Below are 11497 nucleotides of genomic sequence, written 5' to 3'. Positions count from 1 at the left end.
CTAACATCAGTCCATATAAATTGATTTTTTATTGTTTGTGAGAAATTCGCGTAATACTGGCCCAATTCCCGAAATTTGCGCCCAAGCTAGCCAATATGCGCTTTCTTCTACCACCGTTCTATCCTCACACCGTTGGATTGAGTATTCCCAAATTGGGGTTGGCTGTTGATGGAGTGGGGGCAATACTGTGCGGTTAAGGCAAGAGACGCGATGAATCGCCGTCTCTACAAAGAACTTCTGCCTCCTCTTTCCCAATTCCCCTTGACTTTTGACTCTTGACTCTTGACTATTAACTATTGACTATCTCTCTTCTTATCTTGTGTGATGAAATATTTCTATCGTCTTCTAATAAGCCTATCTGGGTGCTTTATATTTTTACTGCTGCATAGTGGCCTTGGTTTATTACCTAGTTTGGCAGCTGAAAAAGTTACCGTCAGGTACGGTTTGTTTGAGCAATCGATCCCGGTGGCAGATATACGCAACTATGACAAGACGCAAAAGGTTTCTGGCGATCTGAAGTCTTTTCTAGATTACCTCAGCGCTAAAGATAAACAGAAGTTCCAAGAAGCCCTTCAGGTGAAAATGTCGCTTGATATTGTGGCTTTAGATAAGCTGATAAATACAGGAATGGGCAAGCAAATTTTATCTTTTGCTTCTGGTGCGATCGCTCGTCGCGATCAAGCCAGTATACAAGCGCTACGATCTGCCATTATCATCGGAGCAAAATCACCCGAAGGTCTAGGAATAGCCAGCTTTCTACAAGCCTATCCCAGTAATCAACTAGTTATTGATGTGTCAAAAATTAAAAAGCTAGTCGGCATGGCAAATTTATCTTCTGGTTCTGCTGATGCACCGCCGAAAGATGACGTAAGTTCTTCGCCTTTAGGGAAAATTGCACTGCAATATCAAACACTCGCTGCCCAGAATAAACAATTCTCAGGTTGCTTATTTGGCGATTCTATTTCGGCTGGACTTGGTAATACTCTTGGGAGTGGTACTTTTAATTTTGGATTAAATGGTCTGAGTACAATCTCATTACTAGAACAACTCAAAAGTTTAATTCCTACCAAGGTGAAATGCGAAAAAACCATTATTGCCATAGGTGGAAACGATGCTTTGTATAGAATTAGTGATGAGTTATTTAGCAAAAATCTCCAAGAGGCGATCGCACTTCTTCGCACAATGGGAACTAAAGAGATTTTTCTGATTCCGGCTTTTTATTCGACAGTGGCAGCAAGCTCAGATCCAACTGTAGCAGCCCCACTTGCTAGAGTTGAACAAATTAATGTTCTGATTAATCAAGTGGCTGAAACAGAAAAAGTACCAGTTGCCGCAGCCGGACTAGCACCATTATATGAAAATAATGTTCTTAAAGAAAATTTCACCAGTGATGGCGACCATCTGAATGCAGAGGGTCTGAAAATTTATCGGCAAGCATTATTACAAATCCTGGGTAAGTAATATTATTTTTAATTTTGGATTTTGGATTGACTGAAAAATCTAAAATCTAAAATTAAATGGCTTCCGAAGGCAATATTTCTGCTGTATCACTATTAGGCTTTCCAATTCAAAAAACGTGCATAAATATAAGCGATGCCTTCATCAAGAACCGCTCGCACACCTTCGCTAGAATTCCACCATTTGTTGGGATTATAATCTTGCGTTTTAGCGGCGATTACACCAACATTGATTTGAGGGGTAAGTATTTTTTTAAAAAGAAACCAACTCCTACGGGCATGAACGTCCAAGGAAAAAAGATTAATTGATTCGATCTTTAAATTTGAATTGGATAGCCAACGCTCAAATTCAGCAGCAGATGCATAACTACGATCCTTAACCACGTAAGGTGTCGGAACAGCTACTACTTTTTCTGCTTCTAAACCGAGTTGGATGAAGGTAGCTGCTGACACGTCTGCAAAGTTCTTGTATCCGGTAAGATAACTTCCTTTTCCTAATGTGCCTCCGGTAGTAATTATTTGATGATAAGAACCGGTTTGAAATTCAGTCAAAGCTTCTTCTATAGCGTAATCTGGTAGCCATCCTTCAACAATTAATACTTCTGCTGATTGGATCGGGGAAGTTACGGCGAGAAATGAATGTACATGAGTAATAGTGAAAAATATTAAGTAAACAATCAAAGCGATCGCAATCGCCCACCCTTGAGCCGTAAGTGTCCACATTTCTTGGTGTTTGGTTAGTTTGATTTTGGGAAATTTTTGACACCGACGATTTTTTCTCTGCATTAAACCTTAGCTAAACGTTGTTCCTTTAAGTAGGTAAACACAGACTTATCTCCAATATCAGCAGGAATTGCTTGCACTGTCTTTCGCAGGGCAAACACTAAAAATAATATCGCCCAAGTTCCTAATAAAACACTTTCTCCCTGAGTTGGTAAAATTCCTACCAAATGTCCCAACAACAGTAGCGGTACAATTGGGGTTAATACTTTGGTTTCCAGGCGATTGAAGCAAAAAGCCTCTTTAAAATAAATACCTGTCAAAGCTACAAAGATAAAACCAACTCCAAATAAGGTAATCGGCTGATTGTAAACAGCAAGAGCTAAAGGTTGACTACTAGTGATTGCCAGAATCACTGATGCGATACTACCAATCGCCCAAAAAACTTGCAATGTTCGGTGCAGTGATGCCATATAAATATGGATGGTAAATAAACTTACACCAAGAGCGAGACTAAAACAAGCATATAGAGGTGTCAGTAAAGTTACAACAGTTGGGTTATTGTTGAGTAAAATCAAAGCGCTGCCGATCGCAAAGCTCAGTGCTGCTACCATTAACCCAGTACGATAGATAATTACGCCAGTGCGATCGCTCTGAGTAATTGTAAATTCCCCAAACTGACCTTGATAAACTTCTGGTGCAGAGAGTGTTTGTGTAGTCATAGCTAAGAATATAATTATGATTCTCTAGTAGAGTACAACGAGAAATTGCTCAAGGGTTACTTTTATTATGAGCAATAAGGCGAACTTCATGTCACCATTCTTAAACTTACGTCTTTTAGCAGTTGCTTTCTGGAAATTTTTGTCGAATTGGCACTGCCTACGGTGAATGAAAATACTTGTTTTTAAGTGGTGTGCAGTTGCCCAACCTCCGTTTTATATCTAGAATTTTCCCCTTTCTTTGCCTTTGGCACAAATCACCAACAGGCACTTTGCAGCCTGGTGATTTTTCACTGTCTTAACTTTAGCAATATTCACTGCTCTGATTTTCTTAAAAAAACAAGACTTCTAGCGCATCTTGTAAATTAATCTGTAATTGTGAGTGAGCATGTCCGCAATTAATGGCAATTTCTACCCAGCCATGACTGCCAACTAAAGCTATTATCTCTCCCACCTTGACCTCACTGTAAGTTTCACCGCTTGGTACACTCAATCCAGCAACTTGCACATACCAACTTTTGCCTTGCATGTAACTTGCCCGAATGTTACTCACTAGGTTGCCAAAGTGGTCAATATATTGAATGCAACCTACTACACCAGTTTTTGTTTGCTTACAGTTGCCTATATCCAGCTTTACCAAACTTGCTAAATCGATTTCTTGTCCTAGCTGTTTGAGTGGGACACCACTAGCAAGATTAGCTGCTACTGGTGCAAAGATATCTCTACCGTGAAAAGTCTTACTTGGTTGAGAAGTGCGCCAATAATTAAGATTTGTAAGTTCAACGGCTGCGATCGCCAGACTTTGACTGAGTACGCCGCTAAATATACCATTATCTGGCCCGACCAAAAACCCTTGAGCAAATTCTACTGCGATCGCTCGTCGCTTGCTTCCCACACCCGGATCTACTACTGCCAGATGCACTGTCCCAATTGGGAAATGGGCATAAGCATTCATCAGGCTAAACCGGGCTGCGGCGATATCTTGCGGCGGAATTTGGTGCGTTAAGTCTATCACCGTCAGTCTGGGGTTGATTTGGGCTATGACTCCCTTAATTATGCCTACATAAACATCGCGATCGCCGAAATCGCTCAGTAAAGTCACAAGTGGTTGTCGAGCTATCTGGTTATTAGACATATTTTGGTAAAAATATATAAAAAATATATTTTCTGTAGCAACAGCTACAAAATGTGTGCTATGTTAAGAATACAAGACATAAATTGAAAGATTAAAGCAGGAAATCACTATGAGTCAAAATAGACTACAAAGCATAAGCAAATCACGAGAAGCTCACAGAGCCAATATTCAAAGAAGCCTAGAGCATCGCTTAGAAATAGCTAGAGCAAAAGGCGACGAAGAACTGATTCGTCAACTGGAAGCTGAAATGAGGTATTCCAGCTAAATCAAGTTTTCATTGTTCATAGTTTTGTTGTGTAACCCGCTACGGCGGGTTTTTTCTTTTTAGGGGGTTCTCTGGCAATTCTAGTAAAAGCTCATAATCCTTAATCAAGCAACGATATTGATTCTAGTGACATACTCCACACACTCCCCAATCGCGGGTGAGTGTGGGCTTCTCAATGACTCTTCTATGAAGACATTAATTGAGCTTTGAGGGCGTGTGTCCCACGCGCCTTTATGTTTAAAGAAGCATTTAGATCCCTGCACAAACTGATATTACAATTAGAACAATTGTGCATTCTTTGAGATAACGGCTTTTTAGCCTTGTGACCACAACTAGAGCATTCAAGGCTTGTACCGTTTGGGTTTACAGCTATTACTTTTAAACCAGCATTTTCGGCTTTATTTGAAAGTATGATTACGAACTGCCCCCAGCCAGCATCATTGACACTTTTAGCCAGTCTTGTTTTAGTTAGTCCTTTGATATTCAATTTTTCTACAGCTACGACATCATACTTATCAAGTAGTAATTTAGCTGTTTTAAAGTGAAAATCTTTGCGAGTATCCGCAACTTTTTTGTGCTTGACACCCAATTGTTTAATTGCTTTTCTACGTCGATTAGAACCTTTTTTACGTCTTGATACCCTTCGCTGTGCTGACTTTAATTTACGTTCAGACTTGCGTAAATGTTTGGGTGCAGCAATTCTGGTCTTGTCAGAGGCAACATAAAAATCAATCAGCCCAACATCAATTCCCACAATATTGTTAGCGTTAAAATCAGGTTTAATAGCTGGAACTGTTTTGTCATCAAGGCTGAGAGTTACATAATAACCATCTGCTTTTTTGGTGACAGATACGGTTTTGATATCAGAACCATCAGGTATTGGGCGATGAACAATCACCTTAACATCACCTATTTTTGATAACGTGATTTTGTTAGCAGCAAAATGATGTCTCTGAAATTGGGAATATGTAAATGTTTTGTATTGTCCTTTACCCTTAAATCTAGGTCTACCAGATTTCTTCCCGTTACTATCACCTTTCAACCATCTGTCAAAAGCTAATTTAACTTTTTTAGGGACTTCTTGTAGAACTTGAGAGTGAATCTCTTTGTACCAAGGTCTATCTACTTTAAGCTTAGTTAGAGATGCTTTTTGATTGTAATAGTTAGGTTGTTCTTTTAGCTCTGGGATATGACAAATTAATGAACATCTATCAATAAGACAACAATTCATCTCATACCAGTCAAACCTTTGAGCCAGTAAATAGTTGTATTTACAACGCAACATTTCTAGCGTTTTATCAATTTTTTCTACTTGCAATGCAGTTGGCTTAATTTTATACTGGTATGAAGTTTTCATTTTTTCCTTTGTTTTTCGACCTGCAAATATAATAACATAAATGCAAAGACAGCATGTAGGCATTAATGAAAAACAAAGCATTAAATTTGAGGATATCTGAGCGTAGATTAAACAAACTACGCTTATACTCGGCTCAAAACGATAAAACTATGACTCATGTAATTGAAGATTTTATAGATTCACTGGAAGTTAAAAATGGTGAGGCAGTTCGAGTCTTGGCGGTTCCCGTCGAGTCGAAACTGCCTTTCCCGTTGGGCGATTCCTCCTCGACCGCTCGCCCTGTCAAACCGTAGGTTTGATTTGGTTAGGGGTCAACTCGTCACCGCCCAAAAATTCATCTCATCGCCTCCCTTCGGGTAGGCAAGAGGCTTCTTTTTGTTGAAGCTAAGAGCTGATTCGTAAAGAAAATCTTAAGGATACCCAATTCATTGCTGGGTATGACTTTCAGAGAATCAACGCTCTTATGGCTCAAATTCCTGAAACCCTGATGAGACAAAGACTTTACTCTAGTTTACAAATTAGCTCTGAAACAGTTTAATCATCTGGTTTAATACCGTACATGAAAAAGCTCTTGTGCAGTGATTAGGGGTGCTTTCGCCCACAAGGGACGTTAGTGTTGGCGTAATAACTAATACCAATTCGCAATTCGCAATTCGCAATTCGCAATTGAAAAATTTAGATGTAGCAGGGCTTTCCCGGCTTACATCTGTTGCCTTATTTTAGAGAATTGGTATAAAAGCAAAAGCCCACACTGCACCCGATCAAGGGGTCAATGTGGGTAATTTATTCCTGTAACGGGAATAAAAAATAATGAATTTAGAATAGAAGAATATATGAATTAATAAAAGCTTGTGAACGTTCTGTTTGTTGAAGATGAAGCGAAAATTGCTAACTTTGTCCGGGCTGGACTCAAGGAGCAGGGATTTGTTGTAGACTACTGCGATAACGGTGATGACGGATATCTGCGGGCATTAGACAACGAATATGATGCGATTATACTTGACATTATGATGCCGGGAAAGGATGGACTATCGATTCTAAAACTATTACGGCGGCAAGGTCGGAATGCTCCGGTGATTTTGTTGACGGCTCGGAATGAACTAGAAGATCGCCTGCAAGGGCTAAATTTGGGAGCGGATGACTATATCGCAAAACCATTTTTTGTGGAAGAGTTAGCGGCTCGAATTCATGCGGTTGTGCGCCGGAGTGTGAGCGATCGCCAAAATCTGCTTTGCGTTGGGCCAATCAAACTCGATCGCATTACTAGGGAAGTCACTTGCAATCACCAAGCGATAGAACTCACCAGCCGCGAGTTTAATCTTCTGGAATATCTCATGCGCTCTCCCGGACGGGTTTTCACTCGTACCCAAATTTTAGAACACGTTTGGGGCTACGACTTTAACCCCAATACTAACGTTGTGGATGTTTGTATCCAGCGAATTCGTAAAAAGATTGACCCTCTTGATGAAGCAGTCTGGATTGAAAGTATTCGAGGGGTTGGATATCGATTTCGTAAGCCAGATTCTTGATCGTGAAACTTCCTTCCTTTCGACTCCGCATTGCTCTGTTGTCTGCGGCTCTAGCTGGCAGCACATTAGTCGGATTTGGTGCGATTTCCTGGTTTCAGATTTACAATGCTAAGATTAGCCGCCTAGATGCAGAACTATTAAATCACTTGATACGGGCAACTCCGAACTTCCCTCCACGAGAGGAACCTCCCGTTGGCGCAGCGTCTCCCAGAAGAGAAAACTCAGGCGATCGCTCACGATGGCAGTTTTACGAAGATTCATTATCTTATTCCTTCGGAACCAATACAAAAAACCTTGTCGCTCTGGTAGTGCTTGACACAAACAACAACATCCTTTATCAATCCAACTCCCTACCTGCCGACCTTGAGGTGAATCGTCTGCTGTTTAAGCGTCTTGAGTTGACACCTCTAGCACCGCCCCCAAAGAGAGAACCACCACCTTTACCCTCTAATACAAATCCATCGATCCAGCGCCCACCGCTAATTCGTCCACGCCCACCTCAATTTGTTACAGAGCAGACAGCAACAGCAGTCTGGCGGATTGGGGCAGTTAAATTTCCCAATGCTCAAATTGCCATTGCCGTTAGCTTGCAAGCCGTAGATCAAGAAATGGCTACCATTCGCAATATCTTCCTGGTTTCAATTCCGGGAGCGCTGCTGCTGGTTGCGGTGGGGGCATGGTTGGTTTCTGGTGGTGCTTTGCATCCCATCCGGCAATTAACGGACGTAATTCAACAGGTAACTGTCAAAGGGCTAGATCAGCGGATTCCCATTGGGACAACTGATGTTGAATTTGTCGAACTGATTCAGGTGTTTAACCTGATGCTGTCACGCTTAGAACGTAGTTTTACCCAAGCTTCCCGCTTTAGTGGTGACGCGGCTCATGAACTGAAAACCCCACTGACTATTTTGCAAGGCGAACTAGAACGAACACTCCAACAGGTCGAACCCGGTAGTGAAGTACAACAGGGCTTAAGCAATCTGTTAGATGAGGTGCGCCGCCTGAGTGGAATTATGCGGAAACTCTTGTTACTATCTCTGGCAGATGCCGGAAAAATGAGCTTGTATCTAGTTGAAGTGGATATGTCTGAGTTGCTGATGGAAATGTTAGAAGATGTGGAAATGCTAGCTCCCCATTTGACAGTGCAAACTGACTTTATTAATGGGTTGCGGGTAAAAGGCGATCGCGATCTTTTAATTCAAGTTTTGCAAAACCTATTCAGTAATGCGATCAAATACAATCTCGCCAACGGCTGGATACAAATTCGCACTCATCAAACTCCAACAACTCTTCACGTTACCATTGTCAATGCATCAAAAGATATTCCACTCAGCGATCGCGATGTCTACGACGGGCTTCGCCTACGCATTTTTGACCGCTTCTATCGGGGCGATCCCTCACGTAACAGCAAGGTAGAAGGAATCGGACTAGGACTGAGCCTAGCCCGCGAAATTGCCAGGGCGCATCGTGGCGACCTTACCCTTGACTTAACACCTTCTGGTCAAACAGCATTCACCCTCACCTTACCGATGAAGTAAGTCCTGGCTTGATTGAATTAAAGTTTTAGAGTTTCGCTTCGATTATTGTTTTCCAAAAGTGACAAAACAGGGATATTACCGCAAAAGATAACGAAAGTAGCGGTAATTCATGAATTACCGCTACGCAATAATCAGGTTTTCAGGCACATCTTGCGTAAGTCCTGTATTAATTAAGTGGACGCAGAAGTGTAATTTTGCCCATGCCCGTCTCTTGACTAAGTTGTGCCACGTAGAGATTTCCATTCGTGGGATTCTCAACCAAATCTAATGGACTTGGATTAAAACCAGTGAAACCACTAATACCCGTTTGGGAATTTACAATATCCAAGTTTGCGCCACCTGGGGTTAGCACAATGATGTCTTTCCCGGAACTGAAGCGTGTCACCAGCAGTTTGCCTTCCAGGTGACCACCTAAAACATGACTACGATATTCAATAATGCCATTAGGTGAAAAATGCTCTCCAAAATCGAAGGCAATACCCTTCCAATTCCGGTCAGGTAGAGTACCAATGGGATATTCATTTATCTGAACTGGATCTGTACCAACTGTGGGATTTCCTCCACTCAACACCCACTCACAACGCTTCGGATTGGGATGACCATAATAACCATTTTTAACAACGCGAAACAGAAAGTCTCGCTGCGTGCCTAGACTGCTAAGAGCTGGCACAGATGGACTAGTATAAGCGCCATTAGTAGCCCGATCAATCCGGTTTTGACAGGCAAGAGGTAGGGGAATAGGTGTATTTGGCGTATTGCCACCAGCTGCCGAACCATTCGTTGGCACATACAACTGACCATTGCTGTGCCAAACCAGATCGTAGGCATTACGTATACCGCTAGCAAAGATAGTTACAGGTGCTCCCGGATTAAAGGGGTTATAAGTACCTCCATCCTCTGTCTTAACGCTTAAAGGAGGTGAGGTGATTTTGGACAGGTCAACTCGTAATACAGCAGCAGTTAACAACTGCTCAGGACGATTACTCCAAGCAGTGTTTGGTGCACCAGTACTACTATTACTACCCTGTAACACATACAGCAGATTTGGCTGATTGGGCTTAAACTCAATGCTATTGGTTAGATGATCTCGGCTCGATCGTGGTAAATCAACCACATAGTCTTTTACTGTCTCTAGATTAGTACCGCTTAAACGAGTAATTTTACCAGTCCACTCTGGTGCATCAACAGTTGCATTCCAGTAGTAGTTATTTGTTACCCAGAGAATTAGGTTGCTAGCATTTGTTGATGAGGGATCAAAGTGCATACCAATGATCGTTCGATTACCACCATTTGCAGTCTGCAATGAGGAAATCGTTTGTGGCGTACCCAGAGTGCCATCAGCATGGATCGGGAAACGCAAAATCTCACCTAGTAAGGTAGCAGCATAGAGTTTATTGTCAGGCCCAATCAATACTGTCGTGTAAGGTTTGACAGGTACATTCGCTAGTGAGACTTGCTCAAAAGTAATATTGCTTACTGGGTCTACAAAAGTGCCTGTTGTGAAACTGATGCTATAGGGTAAGAATGCAGCACCATTGCTATCTTTAACCCCGTCGGTGATTTGTAACAAATATTTGGTATTGTTCTTGAGACGATTTATCGGAGACACTACAATCACATCTCCGCCACCGGAAGTGTTGTAATTGGCATTGACTTGTGTATTAGTACTGCTATCGATCAGCTTGATGGTTGAGGCGGAAATAGTATTAACTGCAATCCCACTGTTAGGCAGATTTAGGTCTGCTGTAATCGAGATATCTGGCGATACATTTGTCTGACCATCATTGGGATTGGTCGTTCTGATCGAGGGACGATTACCTAGTGCGATCGCAATATAGTTGAGCTTGGTATTCTTACCACCTTTAGCATCAATTGTGAGCTTGCCATCGGCAACATTAACAATCCGGGTAATTGCGGCAAACTTTTTAATTGCCGTTGGTACAAAGCTAGAAATAGCAGCCCTCCCTTCTATATTAATCTGGTGCTTACTATTTACAGTATTACTAGCATCACCGACGCTAACAGTCACATTGTAGGAACCATTAGATAGGGCATATTCCCAAGCAGCAGGTATCTTGACTGCTGTTCCCGAATTGCTAAGAGGATATTGCAGATGAATCAGTCTATTTAGTCGTTGATCGATGCCACTTTGGTTGCGATCGCGTGTATTGAGTTGGATATCAAGGGGAGTGGGTGTAGTATTGCCTAAGCTATCTTCACGCACCCAACCAAAGCCTCTAGTATCATTGTAGGCTTCACCGATATCTTTAATATACCCAGATGGTACAGGAGCGTTTTTTGGTTGAAAAGCAATCCCTTGAACAATTGCTAATACCAGTATTTTGGGTTTGATATTGTAAATCATAGTATGCCTTGCCGTTGTGTTCGTAGTTGATACGTGAGTAGTCCATTAACGATTGGCCAAGTATCTGCAATGATTATTCCTGGCAATCTTTCATTGGCTATAAACGAACGTAATGATCGCAAGTCTTAGGGAACCCATTTCTCCAAAATGTATAAAAAGTATTTATTAAATACTTTTTATACATAAGTACTGAACTTATTTTTAAGAGAATTATAAAGGAACTTTCTAATTCCTCAACTTGGCACAGTATGATTACGTAAAAAGCAATAAATCTTCAAAATTATTCCCTGTAAATTTTTAATTGCTGCTGGCAGAGTTCCTTTTATCTATGCTGTTAATATGCAACTAATATCAGGTTCTTTTGAAGATAGCAGATTTCAACTTTGTGAGGTACAAAAATACCCCACCCGCA

General features: G+C 41.4%; 9 protein-coding genes. 4 read left to right on the top strand and 5 right to left on the bottom strand.

Going from position 1 to position 11497, the window contains the following annotated elements:
* Positions 1-324 precede the first annotated feature (324 nt).
* Positions 325-1461: an alpha/beta hydrolase gene (locus tag RMY63_RS28425; protein ID WP_322731911.1), complete on the top strand. Its 1137-nt coding sequence runs from the start codon at positions 325-327 to the stop codon at positions 1459-1461.
* 92 nt (positions 1462-1553) lie between these two features.
* On the opposite strand, the gene RMY63_RS28420 is transcribed toward RMY63_RS28425, so the two are convergent.
* From RMY63_RS28420 to RMY63_RS28410, 3 genes are all read right to left on the bottom strand, one after another.
* On the bottom strand, positions 1554-2243 hold the full coding sequence (locus tag RMY63_RS28420) for an ElyC/SanA/YdcF family protein (protein ID WP_322731906.1): 690 nt from the start codon (positions 2241-2243) through the stop codon (positions 1554-1556).
* Entirely contained in the window at positions 2243-2899 is a 657-nt protein-coding gene (locus RMY63_RS28415) for a DUF2301 domain-containing membrane protein (protein ID WP_322731905.1), read from the bottom strand. Before RMY63_RS28415 ends, RMY63_RS28420 begins: the two co-directional genes overlap by 1 nt.
* A 328-nt stretch (positions 2900-3227) precedes the next feature.
* Entirely contained in the window at positions 3228-4031 is an 804-nt protein-coding gene (locus RMY63_RS28410; RefSeq protein ID WP_322731904.1) for an SAM-dependent chlorinase/fluorinase, read from the bottom strand.
* Positions 4032-4140: 109 nt separating this feature from the next.
* Here RMY63_RS28410 and RMY63_RS28405 point away from each other — a divergent pair, with 109 nt between their 5' ends.
* Complete coding sequence (locus RMY63_RS28405) at positions 4141-4296, top strand: hypothetical protein (RefSeq protein ID WP_322731903.1); 156 nt, start codon at positions 4141-4143, stop codon at positions 4294-4296.
* A gap of 184 nt (positions 4297-4480) precedes the next feature.
* Here the strand turns inward: RMY63_RS28405 and RMY63_RS28400 are convergent, their stop codons facing one another.
* A complete protein-coding gene (locus RMY63_RS28400) occupies positions 4481-5653 on the bottom strand; it encodes a transposase (protein ID WP_322731902.1) in 1173 nt (390 codons plus the stop codon).
* 851 nt (positions 5654-6504) lie between these two features.
* Here RMY63_RS28400 and RMY63_RS28395 point away from each other — a divergent pair.
* Together RMY63_RS28395 and RMY63_RS28390 are read left to right on the top strand one after the other, a co-directional pair.
* On the top strand, positions 6505-7182 hold the full coding sequence (locus tag RMY63_RS28395) for a response regulator transcription factor (protein WP_322731901.1): 678 nt from the start codon (positions 6505-6507) through the stop codon (positions 7180-7182).
* A 2-nt stretch (positions 7183-7184) separates the two neighbouring features.
* Positions 7185-8720, top strand: a complete 1536-nt coding sequence (locus RMY63_RS28390; protein WP_322731900.1) for an ATP-binding protein — start codon at positions 7185-7187, stop codon at positions 8718-8720.
* A gap of 166 nt (positions 8721-8886) precedes the next feature.
* Here the strand turns inward: RMY63_RS28390 and RMY63_RS28385 are convergent, their stop codons facing one another.
* Positions 8887-11085: an Ig-like domain-containing protein gene (locus tag RMY63_RS28385; protein WP_322731899.1), complete on the bottom strand. Its 2199-nt coding sequence runs from the start codon at positions 11083-11085 to the stop codon at positions 8887-8889.
* Positions 11086-11497: the final 412 nt, after the last annotated feature.

This window comes from Nostoc sp. ChiQUE01b (assembly GCF_034531255.1).
Classification (GTDB): Bacteria; Cyanobacteriota; Cyanobacteriia; order Cyanobacteriales; family Nostocaceae; genus Nostoc.
Note: the sequence above shows the minus strand (reverse complement) of the source record. Positions and strands in the feature narration are given on the sequence as shown.

Bases quoted from the DNA above. Each gene is read 5' to 3' on its own strand.
- RMY63_RS28385 (WP_322731899.1), bottom strand. From the start codon at position 11,085: ATGATTTACAATATCAAACCCAAAATACTGGTATTAGCAATTGTTCAA.
- RMY63_RS28415 (WP_322731905.1), bottom strand. From the start codon at position 2,899: ATGACTACACAAACACTCTCTGCACCAGAAGTTTATCAAGGTCAGTTT.
- RMY63_RS28410 (WP_322731904.1), bottom strand. From the start codon at position 4,031: ATGTCTAATAACCAGATAGCTCGACAACCACTTGTGACTTTACTGAGC.
- RMY63_RS28400 (WP_322731902.1), bottom strand. From the start codon at position 5,653: ATGAAAACTTCATACCAGTATAAAATTAAGCCAACTGCATTGCAAGTA.
- RMY63_RS28405 (WP_322731903.1), top strand. From the start codon at position 4,141: ATGAGTCAAAATAGACTACAAAGCATAAGCAAATCACGAGAAGCTCAC.
- RMY63_RS28420 (WP_322731906.1), bottom strand. From the start codon at position 2,243: ATGCAGAGAAAAAATCGTCGGTGTCAAAAATTTCCCAAAATCAAACTA.
- RMY63_RS28425 (WP_322731911.1), top strand. From the start codon at position 325: ATGAAATATTTCTATCGTCTTCTAATAAGCCTATCTGGGTGCTTTATA.